General features: G+C 56.3%; 14 protein-coding genes. 4 read left to right on the top strand and 10 right to left on the bottom strand.

All coding sequences use genetic code 11. The annotated features are described in order from the left end of the window. The first annotated feature begins 19 nt into the window (after positions 1–19). The 4 genes from AC3WUM_RS11630 (at position 20) to AC3WUM_RS11615 (ending at position 7,117) form a co-directional block, all read left to right on the top strand. Positions 20–460, top strand: a complete 441-nt coding sequence (locus AC3WUM_RS11630; protein ID WP_492410481.1) for a YeeE/YedE family protein — start codon at positions 20–22, stop codon at positions 458–460. Beyond that, the gene (locus AC3WUM_RS11625; protein WP_492410480.1) at positions 457–885 is read left to right on the top strand and encodes a DUF6691 family protein; all 429 of its coding nucleotides are present in this window, start codon (positions 457–459) and stop codon (positions 883–885) included. The genes AC3WUM_RS11630 and AC3WUM_RS11625 overlap by 4 nt, the downstream gene beginning before the upstream one ends. 143 nt (positions 886–1,028) lie before the next feature. Continuing rightward, positions 1,029–1,607 carry a TetR/AcrR family transcriptional regulator gene (locus tag AC3WUM_RS11620; RefSeq protein ID WP_492410478.1) on the top strand — a complete coding sequence of 193 codons (579 nt, stop codon included), beginning with the start codon at positions 1,029–1,031 and terminating at the stop codon, positions 1,605–1,607. 527 nt (positions 1,608–2,134) lie between these two features. Next, a complete protein-coding gene (locus AC3WUM_RS11615) occupies positions 2,135–7,117 on the top strand; it encodes a hypothetical protein (protein ID WP_492410477.1) in 4,983 nt (1,660 codons plus the stop codon). Here the strand turns inward: AC3WUM_RS11615 and AC3WUM_RS11610 are convergent. The 10 genes from AC3WUM_RS11610 to AC3WUM_RS11565 all read right to left on the bottom strand — a co-directional run bounded on the left by AC3WUM_RS11610 (position 7,105) and on the right by AC3WUM_RS11565 (position 16,633). Continuing rightward, the gene (locus AC3WUM_RS11610; protein WP_492410476.1) at positions 7,105–8,943 is read right to left on the bottom strand and encodes a UvrD-helicase domain-containing protein; all 1,839 of its coding nucleotides are present in this window, start codon (positions 8,941–8,943) and stop codon (positions 7,105–7,107) included. The genes AC3WUM_RS11615 and AC3WUM_RS11610 overlap by 13 nt on opposite strands. 891 nt (positions 8,944–9,834) lie before the next feature. After that, positions 9,835–10,221, bottom strand: coding sequence for a hypothetical protein (locus AC3WUM_RS11605; RefSeq protein WP_492410475.1), 387 nt, complete (start codon positions 10,219–10,221; stop codon positions 9,835–9,837). A 753-nt stretch (positions 10,222–10,974) separates the two neighbouring features. Further along, a complete protein-coding gene (locus AC3WUM_RS11600) occupies positions 10,975–11,511 on the bottom strand; it encodes a protein-tyrosine phosphatase family protein (RefSeq protein ID WP_492410474.1) in 537 nt (178 codons plus the stop codon). 91 nt (positions 11,512–11,602) lie between these two features. Next, positions 11,603–12,091, bottom strand: a complete 489-nt coding sequence (locus AC3WUM_RS11595) for a hypothetical protein (protein ID WP_492410473.1) — start codon at positions 12,089–12,091, stop codon at positions 11,603–11,605. Between the two features lie 1,203 nt (positions 12,092–13,294). After that, a complete protein-coding gene (locus AC3WUM_RS11590; protein WP_492410472.1) occupies positions 13,295–13,861 on the bottom strand; it encodes an Imm42 family immunity protein in 567 nt (188 codons plus the stop codon). Between the two features lie 21 nt (positions 13,862–13,882). Beyond that, a complete protein-coding gene (locus AC3WUM_RS11585) occupies positions 13,883–14,236 on the bottom strand; it encodes a hypothetical protein (protein ID WP_492410471.1) in 354 nt (117 codons plus the stop codon). A gap of 84 nt (positions 14,237–14,320) precedes the next feature. Then, a complete protein-coding gene (locus AC3WUM_RS11580; RefSeq protein WP_492410470.1) occupies positions 14,321–14,815 on the bottom strand; it encodes a L,D-transpeptidase family protein in 495 nt (164 codons plus the stop codon). Between the two features lie 409 nt (positions 14,816–15,224). Continuing rightward, positions 15,225–15,527, bottom strand: coding sequence for a toxin-antitoxin system YwqK family antitoxin (locus tag AC3WUM_RS11575; protein WP_492410469.1), 303 nt, complete (start codon positions 15,525–15,527; stop codon positions 15,225–15,227). A 433-nt stretch (positions 15,528–15,960) separates the two neighbouring features. Then, complete coding sequence (locus tag AC3WUM_RS11570) at positions 15,961–16,248, bottom strand: DUF6959 family protein (protein WP_492410468.1); 288 nt, start codon at positions 16,246–16,248, stop codon at positions 15,961–15,963. Positions 16,249–16,372: 124 nt separating this feature from the next. Beyond that, positions 16,373–16,633 carry a hypothetical protein gene (locus tag AC3WUM_RS11565; protein ID WP_492410467.1) on the bottom strand — a complete coding sequence of 87 codons (261 nt, stop codon included), beginning with the start codon at positions 16,631–16,633 and terminating at the stop codon, positions 16,373–16,375. Positions 16,634–16,708 lie beyond the last annotated feature (75 nt).

The raw sequence follows: 16,708 nt of genomic DNA, 5'->3' as shown, positions 1-16,708 counted from the left end.
TTGGGGATAGGGGACTGCAATGCAGATCGTGATGGATATCGCCGCCTGGCAGCGCGGGCTCGCGGGCGGCTTGCTGATCGGAGCGGCGGCTGCGTTGCTGCTGGCGGCCAACGGACGCATCGCCGGCATCAGTGGCGTGATCGGTGGCTTGCTGAGCGCTCAGCCGGGCGGTGGCCGGCGCTGGCGCCTGCTGTTCGTGCTCGGCCTGATCGCCGGCGGCCTGATGATGGCGAAGCTGGCGGGTTTCCAGCACACGCCGGTCGCGGGCAGCCTCGCGGTGACGCTGATCGCCGGGCTGCTCGTCGGCTTCGGCACGCGCGTGGGCAATGGCTGTACCTCGGGCCACGGCGTCTGCGGCATCGCGCGATTCTCGCGCCGCTCGATCGTCGCCACGCTGACGTTCATGGGTGCGGGCATCGCGACCGTGCTCGTGCTGCGCCTGCTCGGAGCGGTGTCATGAACGCTCCCCTGAACGGTGTCGCCGCAACGCTCGCCGGCATCCTGTTCGGTGCCGGTCTGGTGCTTTCGGGCATGACCGATCCGTCACGCGTGCAGGGTTTTCTCGATCTGTTCGGCCATTGGGATCCGACGCTCGCCTTCGTCATGGGCGGAGCGCTGTTGTTCAACATTCCGGCGTACTGGCTCACGCGCCGTCGCGCTCGGCCATTGTTCGCAGACCGCTTCGACGTGCCGGTTCGTCGCGATCTCGACGCGAGGCTGATCGGTGGCGCGGCACTGTTCGGAATCGGTTGGGGACTGGCGGGTTATTGCCCGGGGCCCGCGGTGGTTTCGCTGCTGACCGGATCGCGCGACGTGCTGTGGTTCTGCGTGGCGATGCTGGCCGGAATGCTGATCTGGGACCGCGGGTTCTCGCAGCGGCCTTGAATCGGATCGCAAGGGTGGTGAAGCGAAGGACTCGGCTTGTTGACGCCGGACAGTCAAATAGTTACGGTTTTTGTCATTGACAAGTAAGTGAATAAATGTCCGAAGCAGTCCGAGTCCGCCGCACTCAAGAAGAACGCACGGCCTTGTCCGATCAGCGGATGTTCGAGGCCGCCATCGCCCTGATCGTCGAGAGCGGAATTCCGGGCGCCACGCTTGCCGCCATCGGCGAACGCGCCGGCTATTCGCGCGGGCTCGTCACCCATCGCTACGGAAACAAGGCGAACCTGCTCGCGCACGTGCACGACGTGGTCGTCGCCGACTGGATCGACCGGGTGCAGCAAGCGGTGGGCGATCGCAGCGGTGGCGAGGCTTTGTCGCGCATCGTCGACGCGCTGCATGCCTTCGTGCGCGAAGTGCCGAACGAGATCCGGGCGATGTATCTGCTGCGCTTCGCGAGCATCGATCCGAGCGCGCAGTTTCGCACCAACGTCGCCAAGGCCCACGCCGCGCAGCGCCGCGATGTCCAGCGCTGGATCGAGCTCGGGAAGAAGGATGGCAGCGTGCATGCCGATCTCGATGCCGCCTTGGTCGCGGAGCTCTTCTGTTCCTCCGCCGATGGCCTGATCTATCGCTGGCTCGTCAACCCCAAGCTATCGATCAAGGCGCTGCACGAACTGCTCAAGTGCGAAGTGGTTCGAGCGCTGTCGCTCGGACGCCCCTGAGCGTCCGCGACGCTGGATTTCGAAGCAACAAAAAAGCCGCTTCGATGAGCGGCCCTGTTCATTGCAGCTACTGATTTTTTGGTCGGGGCGACAGGATTTGAACCTGCGACCTTGCTCCCGAAGCTATATCTCGGCGTAGCTATAAATCGGCGTAAATAGTGAGTTTCAGTTTGTTTGTATTCATATAAAATAATTCAATTATTTGTTTTATATGTAATATTTACTGTTCCTGATGTTACAGGGTGATCGTGGCTCGATCCATCATGTAACATCGATTAATGACTCCCAATCCCGGGCAGAACGACGGTGGTGAGCCAGGCGGCGGGTCCTGGGCTGCCACGTCGGCGTGGCTGCGCGAACTGCTGGCGTGGCCGGCATCGGGCTCATACCTCCCAGGAGATGAGATTGAGCGATGGGTCGCGCTGAGTCGCGAAGGCCCGCCGTCCGACGAAGACTACCCAGATCTGGATCAGGTCCTTGGTCTGGCTACTCGACCGCGCCACTGGCGATGGCTGGGAATTGCGCTCTTGGTCTTCCCGCGGGTTTCGGCATCGCTTGGTCCAGCTGTCCGGAAGCTTGGCCGACAGGGCCTGCGCCGGATCCTAGCGACGAAAGGACGCCCGCCCACTGGTGTCGATGCTGCAATCGCCTTCATCGACGGACGGTTAATCGCTGGGGTATCTCCGGCGGACATCGATTTCTCGAAGCACGCGACCAAGTTCCAGGCTTGGGAGGGCGACGGAATCCGATTCGCTCTGTCCGTGCTTGGTCGGGTGAACAGGCCGCCCGCTACGGCCAAGTCGCAGCCTGCGCTGGTTCGTAGTCAGGCGTCTGGTGGATCGACGCGCGGCTCCTTATCTGGCGCGGTTCCCGCGAGCTTTTTAGGCGGCCGATCGAAACTTCCTGATTTGCCCCTGGCGGATCTGCGAGATGCGCCTTCGGTTGTCGAGGTGCCCAGCTCCGGTGACGATGAGTCTGGCTGGACCGGAAAGGACTTCGGCGGCAGCCTCATTTACGAGAACTGGATCGCCGAGCATTGCGCAGACCTGCACCTGTCGGGAGCGCTTATCCCCGGGACGGACCGGGCCTTCCTGCGGATCGAAGCTCAGGCATTGGGAGAGCGCCTTGAGCAGGTGATGGCTTCCTCGAAGGGCGACGCCCTTTTGTATCTCGCGGCCTTGGCTTACTCGATTTCGATGGTGACATCGGAGCCTCGGCAGTCCGTTATAGGCGCGATGGCTCATCTTGCAATGGGGCGTTCCGATTCCGCGAGAGCTGCATGGTTAGAGCCTGGGCGTTTTCGTGTGCGCGTGCCTGGCTCTGAAGATTTCGGCAAGGTTGCGAAGCAGGTTGAGGCGCCGTACTTGCCTTGCCTCCAAGACTTCTGGCTGCCACTGCCGGCGCTGCTCGCCAAGCGGCTTGCTACCTTGGGGAAGTTCGATTCCAAAATTTGGCATTACTCCAGAGAAGGCTGGGACATCCACTTCGACCGGCTGAAGTCGTATCTCAAGCCAAGTACCGCTCGTTTCTCAGAGGTGCGGCTCCGCAATGTGTTGCCTGTCGCAATCTGGATGCGGACAGCCGACATCATCAAAGCTCAGATTCTTACCGGGCAGTTACTCGATCACCCGAGTGCGGCTTTGCACTATTACGCGTTCGAGCTAGGTGAGCTGACGGCAACCTATCGGGAATCTGTTGCGCCTTGGGTGTCCTCTGCTTGGCGGTTCGCAGAGGAAGATTCCACCTTGGAGGGGGCAGGTGCGCTGATTGGGGCACCGCGAGCTGCTATCGCGGATTCCGCCGTCAAGGCGGCAATCAAGAATTTGGCGGATCGATGCCATCACACGCTGGCCGAGCGCGAGAACGATCTGCATAGCCTGATTTTGGCCTACAACGAGTTCGTCACCTATGCGGCCTCTATATTTGCTGAGGCAACTGCCAATCGGCTGACCTATCACCTGGGACTTCTCGGTCGCCGCGACTTCATCCTCCCCGATAGGAGCGAGCGGCCGGTGGGTGCTTATGCCGACGGCAACGCGCTTGTCGTCTTCACGGATAAGCACAGTGATCATGGTTTGAGCTTTCGAGCGGCAGCGATACCGCCTGTGGCTGTCCAGCAGATATTGGCGCTTCTTGATTTTGTCGCCTACCTTGCAGCGCGATTGCTGGATTTCTCGGGCGGTCGTGAAGCTTCACGTGGATTGCAGCGAATCCTAGCCGGCGATCGGGCGCTGTTCCAAAAATTCAAGCGCGTGGATTCCGTTCCTGGGGAGCTTGGATATCGACTCGTGCGTTACAAGCGAAGGGACTTCGCTGAGCTGTGGCCAGAAATTCCAGTGCCGGCCGAACACCTGCGACATCGATTTACGACCGTTGCGAGGCGGTGCGGAATGAGCCCCTCCGACATTCGAATCCAGATGGGTCATTCAATGGACTTCGTGCCTTTCGGGGCGACTGATCCGGATTCTCCGCTGAAGTTCGTCAGCCGAGTTGCCCCGCTGCTCGAAGTCGGACTGAAACGTGAAGGCTGGCAATCGATCGGCGTTTCGACCTTTGACAAAGCGCCTGAACTAGAACCTCTTAGTGCTGGTGCTGTTCAGCGACTGGATGCGCTTTTGTCGAAGCGTATCGATCATCGGTGGGTTCGTTACCGTCAGGTGATCGCTCGCGAACAGCCGCAGTTTCGCGCTGAGATTGAATCTGAAGTAGCTGCACTCGCAGCGGATAGCGCCACAGCAGCGGACGCCGCCCTTTCCGCAAGTGATGTCTCCAGGATCGAGAAGAGACTTAAAAAGCAGCATGCGGAAACAGGCCGGTGGCCGGCTGTTTCTCAGGCTTTTCGCATCTGGTTGCGACAGGAAATTGCATCTGGGAGCGTCCGGGCTGAAGTGCCTCGGGTCGCGTTCTACCGGAATCATCAGGTTCCAGTTATTACACCTGCTACCCCTCGCGCGTATCACTCTGCATGCGCACTTCTCCGGGTTGCCGAGAAGCTCGACACCTCGATTGCCAAGTCGGAGGGCAGGAGCGTCGCCGGAGCGATCACGGAGAACCAGCTTGCCTTCGCTGCTGTGGAACTCAGTGTGCGCGCCGGATTGACGCAGTCTGATCGTCTCCTTGCAGGGATTCGGGCGTTGGGGAGCGCCGATTCCTATGACGATCGGGCGGATCGAGTTGTCCTTCGATTGGTAAATCAAAAGTCGGATGCCCAAGCTGATTCTCGCGGGTTGCCTGATTCGAAAGAGGGCTATGCCGAAGGATTTTTGCTAACCGGGAACGCAGCCTTGCTTGCACTGTCGTGGCGGGCAGGGTTGGGGCATCTAACGAGTTCTCTTGCTGCGGACTCAGTCCGAAGGGCTGTGTCTACCCTGTTCATGGCCGAGCGCACAGCAAAGGCCTCCGAGCTTCGTCTCACATTAGAAAGTGTGTTGGCGACGGCCGCGCTCGCGCGGCGCTTGACCGTCTCCGGCGTGAGGAGTGCATTCGAAGAAGGGCGCTTTAGCTCCCGTACATTTGATCCGGCCAGAGAGCGGTTGCTTCGTGATGGAACTTGGCGGGCTCCTACATCCCTGGTCGCCGCAGGTGCAGAGAGTGCGCCCAATGCGATTGGTGGTCTTGGAAAAGCAGGCCACGATGAAGAGTTTGTCCTTGAAATGCGGAAAAACCTTCATCAATGGTTGCGTCGAAAGAAGAAGCTGTCGCATGACGAGGTCGCGACACGTTTTGAGTCGAAGCTCGCAGCTTCGCCGGAGTGCGGCGGAACGTCAGCTGTTTTTGTCAGGCTTGTGGTGCGGTGGTTACGGGGAGAAGAGCTTGCCTGGCGCCGCCGATCGAGTACGGTCTATACCTATCTCACCTTGCTGGTGACCCAAACCTTTGCTGCGCTTGATGGACGTGACCTGCTGCAACTCGATGCTGAGGAAATCGAGGAAATCGTACAGCGGACTTTCTTCGGGAAGCGGGTAGGTAACCACCACAGAATGCGGATGGTGCTGGATCATTTTCTGCAGGTGATTGCGGAGCTTGGAGGAGCGCGTCCAGAGGAAGATCCCTTGGCAGAGTGGGCATCGTTAGAGCAAGGACATCAAGCAAAGCCCTATTGTCTGTCAGTGACAGAACGGGACCACGCTATGGCGCAGTTGGACCACTGGCGCGATGTGTCCGCCAGTGGTCTGGGAACTGCGATCGACAGAGCCTATCGGTCATCCGACATCTCGATGGCAAGGTATCTGCTCGCCTGTGCCGAAATGGGACTGCGTGTCGGGGAAAGTGAGTCACGCCAAAAAACGGACCTGCTGCGGACGCCGGGTGGTCTTGTCATGCTTGTTCGGCCGCATCGACGGTCGCCGCTGAAGACGCTGGCGAGTCCTCGATCATTGGTGCTTGAAGAGCATCTTTCTGAGAAGGGTATCGATACAATCCTGAGTGCGATCGACGCCATTAAAGAGCCTGCATCAAAGCTTCCCAGCTCTGATGCGAGCAGTGTTGCCTCTGCTGCACTTCGAGTGATTGCTCATGAAGATTCAGCACGTTTGCAAGCTTGCCGACATGCAGTGGCGTGTTCTGGCTTTGCCGCGATCTTCGACAAGCGCTCCGTTTATCGTGGTTTTAAAGAATCTCGATGGTTAAATGCTTTCGCTAATCATCCGCCTGCTATTCAGCTGTTGGCATTGGCGAGGACACTCGGACACGCGACTCCTATCACAACGCTGAGTCACTACGTTCACCTGATTGGTTACGGTGCTGATGAAAGCGTTGGCTGGCCCGAGCCGGATAGTCGAGGCTGCGCAGCGCATGCTTTGCTGTCGTACGGCGCTTTTCGAACGCGTTTGTCGAGGGCGAATAAGGGCGGTGATCTAAAGGCGATCGACGATGTGATTGTTGGATTTAACTTGCGGCCAAATGCTATTCCGAACATGCAGTCGGACGTATTCAAGCCATCGGAGTTGCCCGCTGGAAAGCTGCGCCGGCAATCCACGCACGAACAGCTTGGCAAGTTGCTGCTGGACATAGCGAAAGGGGCGACGACAGCTTCTCTGCTGGCGGAGCATGGCGTTGACGAAAGTCGTCGGGTCGATCTTCAAGAGGAAGTTCTTGTCCTCCAGGAGAACTATCGCTATCACCTCTTTGATCCGGGGCTGACCTACCGGTCTCGTGCTCCACGCTCAAATTCTTTGGTGTCATATCTCTCCCGATGTGACGTTAGCTGCATAGACGAAGTCGAGTGGCGTGTATTCCTGACTGTACTGAAGCGACAAACAAAACTATCAAGTCGGCTGCGAATTCCTGGGAAACAGCAGATCGCCACAGTTCGCAAGATTCTCGAATCTATTTTTGGACTCCGCACCCAACAGCTTGAGCGCGAGGGAAGTGTTTACCTAGCCATGTCGGCACCCTTTCACCAAGGGAGCGTTTCAGGGCAAGCGCATGCACCATTCGTTTTCGTGTATTTCGTTTGCTTGCTGGTCGAGCGTCTTCACGAGCGATTTGATCGTGCTCAGGCGCCATAGATTTTTCGCCTATTGCGTTTGCTCGTCTTGTTTTCCGCCTGCAGCCCAGCCTCCGCGAGGAATCTACTCGGTTCATTGGCCTCGACGTACGACGCGACCAAGCAAGTCTTTGCCCGAGTAAATCCCACATAGACAACACGGCGTTTGTCTTCGATGAGGCCGGGAGGCAGGCCGGCTTCGCGCTTTGCATCGAGTCCGAAAATCCAGACATTCTCGAATTCAAGGCCCTTGGAGGCGTGAAGGGTTGAGAGATGCACGCCTTCGGCTTCTTCCTTCATCTTGAAGGTCGGCGCCATAATTCTGTTTTGGAGATAGCCGCGCCTCTTGAGCAGGCACCGGGTAATGGCGTTGAGCAACGGCTTCTGGCTGTCCGGGATGCAGAGACTTACCCATGCTCCCACCTCTTGGATGACTTTTTTTGTGATGTCGGTTTTGCCTTCGGCTTCGTGTTTAATCTGGTGGTGCCATCTTTTCCATGAGCTTTCCAGGCTTCTAAGGGCGTCTTTCTTGCTGTCGCTTTCGGAGCTGTCTTCCTTATTTTCTTCCTTGCAGCTGTCCGCGACGTAACGGAGTACATCATCGACGCTCCTGTTTCTAAGAGGCTCGTCGTTGGAGTCAGTGGGCATAAACACATCGAGCAGCATCAATCCTTCAGTAAGTTTTTCTGCCGCGCTCATCTTAGGTGCCAGAGAGGAGAGAAAATCCAGCATCAAGATTCCCGTTCCGGTCTCCCATATGCTTTCGCCTTCTCTCCGCCAGTAAGGAATGCCTCGCTGCTCGAGGGCTAGCTCCGCACGATCGAGTTCGACGTTCCGCATCGCGAGTACGGCCCATTTGATCGGTTCGGGTTTTGCGCTCAGTGCAACGCGCATCAGTTCTTCCTCAGTGTTCTTAAAGCTGGCGCAACTCACGCGACCACCCTTGCCCTTCGGGGCTTTGATGTCCTTCGCGAATCTATGGGTATCGTGTTTCATAAGCACCTGACCGACTGTGACGATCTCGGAGTGGCTGCGGAAGTTCTCCTCTAGATAAAGCCAGTCTTTGTCGGTGAGGCCGACATAAGTAGAGTGGTCCTTCAAGCCTTGAAGTCCGAGCGCATGTCGGAATCTATAAATGCACTGATCGTCGTCACCGACCATTGTCGTGTGGATTCCTTTGTCCACGTGACAACGTATCCATGCAAACTGGAGGTCGTCGATGTCTTGAGCCTCATCGATGATCAGATGGTCAACGTCCAGGCAGGGAACGAATTTGTCTTGCATGCCCTGTACGACGCGGCGCAGCATTTCAGCGAAGTCATACTTGCCGTGCTCCTTGAGTGAGGCACGATACGCCTCAATTAGGCGGCGCTCCGGATCCTTGAGTTCCAGGTGGAAATGCGAGCCTGCGATGTGTAGAAGCTCCATCGCCTCCTTCGGATCCCCCTCCCACTTTGACTCGGTGATAGCTTTTTTAAGATATGCGTGCTGAACTGGCTCATGTATGACATCGCCGCATACATTGATGGCTTCGCCGGCGCTCTGCAGTTGACTGATTGCGTAGCTGTGGAAGGTTCTTGCGATGACCTGGACGTCAGCGATTCCGGCGGCCAGCAGGCGTTGCCTGATGTCCTTGGCCGAGTCGCTGGTATAAGTCACGATGCCCACCCGACGGGCTAGTCCGTTTTTTAGCAGGAAAATTACCCTCTCCAACGCAACCGTTGTTTTTCCACTGCCGGGGCCGGCAAGCACAACGGTGTGAGCTGTAGTCGACGTAATCGCTCTGCTTTGGCTAGCTGTGAACGGCTTTCGAAGTGGGGACTTTTGGTTGTCAGCATGCTGGGCCATTTATCGACCTCGGTCAGCGTGCGGAACCGGGAGTGGAGGCGTCGCGAGGTCATTTCAGTTTCGACTCTAATTTCGGCGAATCCTAGAAATTCAGCATGATTCGTTTTTTGCAGCACAAAAACTCCTTGGCACAATTTCTATCTGGCGCGAGCAGTTTTTGGCTGGCGTCGGAGTTTTTATGGCGTGTAGGAGACGTTGGTAGTTTTAGGGCGAGCGCTGCTGCGCTCCTCTGTGGTAGTGCGGTGATTTCGCTGTCTTCAAGGGGAGTCGGTGGCGGACTAACGTGTACTACTCAGGCTGATGTGGGCTTTTGCCCGACAAGAGGGAGTTTTAGGCGCGCATCGGCATGGCTATCTGTGGTAGCTCTCGCAACCTGTTGCCGCTTACGCCGGATTGACCACTTCTGATGCTTCCTGCTCGACATAAACTGATCATGCTTATGCCCAGCGTGGAAGGGGATCCGATGCTTGCAGCTGGTCAGCCATTTGACGAGCAAACTGGTCATCGTGAGACGAGTGGCAACAGCTAAACGCTCACAATGAGTTTTTTGCTCGGCCTAGTTATCGGCATGTTCCCGTGCCGATCCCACCGTCACCCCATGATCAATGTCTTTCCTGCTCAACCGCTTTGAAAGAGATGCCTCGCTAAATCGCTTCGACGACTAAGCTGCTAACGCTGCGTGATCAGGCTCGAAGTCTCGCTGGTGATACCACGTCGCCCTGCCACACGAGCCAGTTTATTGGCGAACGCGCAGGTGGCCTTGTTGTGGCCAATGCGACACCTAAGGCCCATGAAAAATTTCTGGAAGTTCTAACCCCATCAGGAACACCGCATAGTTCAATGTTGAGCGCTCTGCTTAACTGGGCGGATCTTTGGCGCCCAGCACCCAGGTTAACGCGCGGACCCACCGGAGGCGTGGTCGTCGCGTTGAATACCTTGTTGGGCTTTACTCAGATCAATGAGCGAACGAGCTTGCTCAATTACTAAGCGGGCAGCCAGATAAAAAGCGCGCACCGAGGAATTAACTTCGTGCTCAACAGCTTCCGTAATCCAAACGCTGCCGCTCTCCGGAAAATCCGGAAAGTGGATGGCCATCCCTTCAGCTATGCCGTGAAGAACTGCAGCTTGATACTCCCCGGACAGCTTAGCTTTGAAGTGCACTCCGGGAGTCTGGTTATAGTGAAACTGGACCCGCACTCCGGCTTCCTCGAACCGTGGCCCGAGGTGACGGCTGAAGTGGGAAATCAACTCAATCTCTCCCGGTAATCTGACAGTCATTACTTGAGTGCTCCGACGCCAGCTTAAGCCGCGGACCAGTCCGTCGGTCTTGAAACGATAGTTAGAAGCAGCTCAATCGAATATCTCTGCTGCCGAGATTGGGGCATTGTCTTCTCCTGGCCATGACAACGTGCCGCCTTGCTCAATGAACAACTCCACCTCTACTCGCATGATCTTAGGCGCAAGAATCATTGCCTGAAGCGAATCTACACCGTAAATACCTTTGAGCTGAGACCTTTTAACTCTATCGTGCACGCCCAATCAACGTCGCTTGTCGGTCGTGGTCTTCCGAGGCAGAGCTTGACTGTGAAGTCGCCTTGCCTTTCGGAATGTGCGACTAGCTCCCTGCAGCATACCCAATCACTCTCCATAGCTTCTAACGCCCATGCTCAGCCGCGCCGAGTAAACGAAGGGAACACCCGCCTGTGAAGCGCAGTGGATACGTCGGCCTGGAGCGCGTTGTCAGACATGCCCCAGCAACGATTCGACATCGCGAATGGCCGGCAAGACGTTTGGATGCCGAAGTACCCAGGCGCGACCTAAATAGTCGGCAATAGTGCGACCGCAGAGTTCTTGCTCCAGGCTCCCAGAACGCGCGGCATCGAGAATGGTGTGGCACTTATGCATAGCGTCCTCGCTAGCGTCGGCTCCGGGCTCGCCCATGTCTTCAGTCCACTCGCGCTGCACCGCCACGATGAGTTTGCCGGCGGCTCTTTCGACGGGACTGCGCTCTCGTCTTGGCATATCTACCCCTTACTCACGAGCGGCGAAGCCATCGCGTGAAGCGCATCGTTGGACCGCATTTTGCCTCGCATACGCAGCCACCCAACGCTCCTGCTCTTCGGTATCCGGAACACGAACACGGCGGGCGGACGAAACTAGCCGCAGAGCCTCCGCAGGCGATATGCCAAGGCTCGTAAGAACGCAGCCAGCCAGAAGCCCAGACCGGCCGATGCCAGCGCGGCAATGGATTGCAACCTGCCTCTTCGCTTTCAATTGCTCGATGATGACGGCGACCAGTGCATCCAAACTTTGGAAAGTGAGCGGAACACCACGATCCCTCACAGGGAATGAAATAAAACTAATTCCATAGTCATGACACAACGCTTCCTCATTCCCAAGCTCCAACTCTCGTGCCTCTTGTTGCTCCAGCATTGAAACGATGGTCGATATACCGGATCTAAATAGCCCTTGAATCTCGTTCGCGAGCGAATCGCCGCCGCGTGGGCGTGGCATGACGGCGAGTTGAAGCGGCTCGATGCCTTTAATCCGGTAGATATCAGGTGTCATTTCTTAGCGATCCAGCGCTCCAGTTCACTCGCGGCCACGCAGGAGCGGTAGCGGAGGCGTAGCCGCCGAGTTAAAGCTCTGGCTAGGGCTTTTAAGGTTGAACCGATAGAAGCCTTTCAAGGCGTAGTACCGTTTCTCCAGAGACATGTGCTCGGACCAGAGTGCCTTCTGCTGGAACACGGACATCGGTGAAGCGCTTTGCGACACCGCATTCTGGTGATGACCACTGATCTACGAGCTGCCTCTCACCGATGAAAAACGATTTGTATTTCAGTGCATCGTCTCCCTTGTACTCCCAGCGAACCTTAGATATTGCGCCCTCAACGATAGATGTTCGCCCGGACTTAAGCTGAGCGACACATTCATGCCTCTTGTGAATACCCATGCCCAGCATGAGTGCGCCCGTGATGACGACTAACGCGGACGCAAGCAGAAGCACATACGCTGAGAAAGCCTGGCCAGATTTGCGCTTCTCATTCGAGGCAAACAGGAGGCCTACAAAGAACACATATGCATAAAACGCTACAACGATGATGTGAATCCAACGAAAGCCCGAACTGCCTACATCGTATACGCTCATTTCGCCCTAATGCCCTGGCTAACGCGCGGGCCGGCCCGAGGCCGGCACATCGGGGTGAAGTACTAGCTGTACGGCATTCGCCTCTCTTTCACGAGCAAGCCTACGGACACCAAAGAACATGCTGATGTAGGCAGCAATTTGCACGGTGGCCATGAGAGGCTTGGACGTGAAATACCCTGTGAATAGTCCGCCAATTGGCAAGAGGACCAGGAGCCAGCCCACTGCTCGAAGAGACTGCGGACTGAGTAAGCCGCCTTTGTTTTTCTTATTGGAAACCAACCGAAAGCATTTCTCCAGTGCCCAGCAGCACATGACCAAGAGCACGATTCCGCCCACAGGCCGTGCAATGGGAGCTTGCTCGGACGGGACCAAAATTAGCGATGCAGAGCCAATGAGGCAGGGGATAAGGAAAAGCCCAAGCGCGATGCCTATGGGCAAAGCCAGCCATCGGGGTATCGCTGGCTCTACGATTTCTAGCTCACTGCTGTTCATGCCGCACAACGACTAGGCTCATGCGCGACGCAGCCGTCATGTGGAGAGCCTTGTTGAGCAAGAGCCGGCCCGAGGATGCGCCCCGCTCCTGAGCGGTGAGGCGGCTCTACAAAAATGAAGACCGCTCCAGGCAAGACGACCGCCGCAGCGGCTGGAACCAAGAAACGAAGCGTAACTTGCTGAGCTTTGCCAAGCTCGAGATCGCCAGAGCCACTAGGAAGAACGGCTGCAGAAAATGACTCTTTGCCAAAGGTAGTTATGAAACCGAAGTAAGACGGTGGTGACACAGCGGCCTCAGCGCCATGAGCAAGGGTTAGCTCAGCGACGGCTTCAATGTGGTTCATGCCCAACACCCAAGCTCACGCGCGGAGAAGCCGTCGCGTGGAGCGCCTTGTTGGGCACAGCTTGCTAGATGCGAGAAATGACGACGCATGAGTAACCCAGAACAGCGAGTAGAACCGCCGCTGCAGCGTAGCTTGCCCAAGGAACTGGCCGAGACTTTGCCTTGAGGAAAACACCAAGAGCGATACATGTGAACAAGCATGCCGTAGCCGACCAACTGGCATACGTGCTGACATGAATTAAAAATGACCAGTTATCTGGCTGCGGGCTGCCCGCCAAGCCAATGATGTAAATGGCGGTAAGCGCAAGAGGCCAAAAAGCCGAGAACAATAGCCATGAAGCTGTACTCGCTTTCATTGTGCCCAAAACCTAAAGCTCACGCGCGGCAGAGCCGTCGTGTGGATCGTTTAGTTGGACACTCACGGCGCGAAACCAATTTTGGAACTGCTGAATTGCGTCGCATAGCATCTTGAGAGAGCAATCCCTAGAACCAATTGAGTTGTCGGGCCTCCGAAACAGGAAATGTGCACGACTGAACTCCCTGCAAACGACGAAGATGTTGAACCCGTCGAAGTGCTCTCCTGAATTGGTCAGGACGGAATAGCGACCGTATCGCACGTAAGCTTGATCGATTTCCGCATCCGTCTGACCGTGGTAATCAAACAAGGTGTATGCCAGCAGTTCAAACAAACTCTTATCCGAGTGTCCTTCAAAACTCGCATCCCAAAGTCCAGCTGCGTCTGCTGCCAATCGCTCTAGATCATCAGCGGAATGGAAAAGAGAGCAGTGCTCCTCTTCGATGTCTCCGAGGGCCAGACCTTGAACATGAATGCACAGACGCCCGAAGCCGCGGAATCTACTCTCCAAGGGCTCGTGAAACGCCTCTACCGCGAAGTCTGCTGGGTCTCCAAATATCATCGCGTCTACCGTGTACAACACCGCGGCTGGAGCCCCTGGTTAGGGCTCGTTGCTTGCAGAATGGGTTACCTCGATGGTCGGCCAAATCCGCAATGTGACCAGCTCACCTGCTCGAATTTCAATTTCCAAAACCTCATCCGTGTTTCTCTTTGAAACCCGAACGTCATAGACGTTGACCGCATTTAGCTCATAAGTGCGCACGCCTGCGTGACTCAGAATAATGCGCACATCCTTGTATGCAGGTGCAATGGCGCAACTCAGCACGTACAAGCCCTGCGACACCGTGTAACAGAAGTCGTTATACGGCCACGGCACGCCCTTGTCTTGCGGTTCTGGCTCAACAGAGAAGAACCCAAGGATTTCCCACTCGGCCGCAGAAATCACGGAAGCCATAAGAGCCCTAACACCGAGGTTCTATCACGGGCCTTCCGGAGCATAGCGGAGGGAAGACCGTCGGCTGGAAACCGATGGTTATGTCTAGGGCTCGACCTCAATTGGCGTGCCTGCATCAACTGCCTCCCACACTGTCTGCATATCGTTGTTTGTAAGCGCAATGCACCCATTGGTCCAGTTCACAAGCTGCGCGACCGGCGAAAACCAACCGAGCCCGTTCCTCTGCCCATGGATCATTATGGCTCCGCCCGGATTGACTCCCTGTTGCTTGGCTCGCGCAATGTCTTGTGCATTTGGATAAGAGATGTGGATGGCTTTGAAGAAAGCACTATCGACCTTCTTGTAGTCCAGCAGATACCGTCCTTCCGGTGTGCGCTCATCACCCTCCTGCTGTTTGTGGCCTTGTGGTTGCGCACCAAAGACCACATGAAACTCGGCAAACGGCACTCCGGCCTTTAGAAGATAGAGCTTGGCCTCTGACTTCTTGACCCGAACCAGATCAGCCTTATCCGCGACCGCGGCAGCTGGGCCTAACGCCACGACAACTGCGACAAGAAGCGCGGTGACTGTGCTTTTCATAGGCATAACACATCAGCTAACGCGCAGGCCGGCCTTATGGCCCGTCGTGTTGAGCGCCTTATTGGGCCGAACTCTGAGAAAGTGAGACTGTGATGCCATCTTCATTCTCTTTTACCTCAATGCCTGGGACGGCAGCGAGAAGCTGACTGCACAGAAGAACATTGTTATCAGCTGTTTGGCGGCCGAGCTTTTGCTGATGGCGAATTGTGATGCGCTCTCTCTCGCAGTACCGAGTTGCGCTGCCTCGGTGAAGGGTGTCTGCGCCCAGGTCAGTTACGGACGGAATGTACATGAAGAAGGTGACACCGCTGTGGAGTTGCCATTCAGCAACGAATGAACCTCGAGAACTAAGCGCCGCCAGTACGTGTTTCCAGTCACTCATGCCCTTAAAACACAACACCTAGGACCGCTAGTCTGCAGGCTGCCCATACTCATGCTCCTGCCAAAGCTCACCAGACTCTTTGTACCAGCGGTATGTGCCAATTCGCTCGCCGCGATGAAACGCGCCCTCTTCTTTCTTTTGGCCGTTATCCCACCATGACTTGTAGGGGCCGTGATACTCACCTTGAATAAGCTGCGCTTCTAGAGTCAGCCTTCCGAGCGGTGACCAAGTACGACAAATGCCGTCAGGCTTGTCCTGTAGATGCTCAGCCTCACCGAGTTTCGTGCCGCTCTCGCTATGGACTGCGCGCGTCTCCCGATGCTGACTCACGGTCTTACCCTTTCACACCTTGGCTCAGGCGCGGCGGAGCTGTCGCACTGGAGCGAATTGTTAGGTGCGCTAAGCAACATGCCTACCTCTTAGTCTCTACGGCGTAAATTACAAACTCACTTCCGTCTAGGTCTATCACTTTCGTCCAAACGCGCTCTCTGTTTGGCACTGCGACAAACTCCCCTCGGTATGCTGTGGCCGCAAGCTGCTTCATCAGCCCTTGATTCAACCCTTTTAACGCATTTGGTGGTATCTCCGCCGTCCACGAAGAAACGAAGCCGCGAAAGTTGCTGTGTCTGCCTTGACCAACATAAGTCGAGTTGTTGAATGACACGATGTATGTATAGAGCGGCATATTGCACCTAACACCCTAGCTCACGCGCGGCGAAGCCGCTGTGTGGAACGCCTTGTTGGACCGAGCCCACGAATCCGATCACACAGATTTTGTATACGGCAAGCCAAAGCCCGCGGCCTCAACAACGTTCTCGTAGTGCTTGAGCCTAGCGTGCAGCACCGAAGCAATAGCAGCAGCCTCGTCTTTTATGTCTTGATCGAGCAGAGACACCTCATTGAGCCTCTTCGAAAGCTCCAGTAAGTCCGAGTACACGCTATGCAGTGTGTCGCCCTGGATGACTAAGGCAGGAAACTGACGACCAGGTGTACGCACCACCCAATGGCTCCCTTCTTCTGAGTACACATCAAGTGCAATAGATCTAGGCAACGCCAAACTCCTTCGCAGTGCAGTCCGACGCCCTAGCTCAGCCGCGTTCTTGCCCACACAAAACTTGCCGACACGAACGAAGGAGTGCAGGGCAAAAGAGTCGGCTGGATCGAGTAATTGGGCCTCATACCAGCGGCTTCAAGTCTTTGGGAAATTCTCTGAAGGAGTTCCACTGCTCCTCCGTCAACTCGCTTTCTGTATTGCGTGAGTTCCATGCCCGATTGAGATGGGCATACACATGGCCAAGGCTGATTGCGAGTTCAGCCTCGCCAAACTCCGAATCAGTGGTGAGTTCCTTGATTAGCTGCTCAAGATGCTCTTTTGCATCTTCGAGTTCATACAGCCAAAGCCCGAACACCACAGGATCTTCCTTGCTGTTGATCACGATCTTCTCTCTGGCTCAACGCCTCAATTAGGCCGCGGGCTCGCCGAAGGTGAGGCCGTTGGGTTGAATCCGTGG

The sequence above is a fragment of the Hydrocarboniphaga sp. FW305-C-57 genome (assembly GCF_058783045.1).
This window is presented reverse-complemented; position numbering and strand designations above follow the sequence as displayed.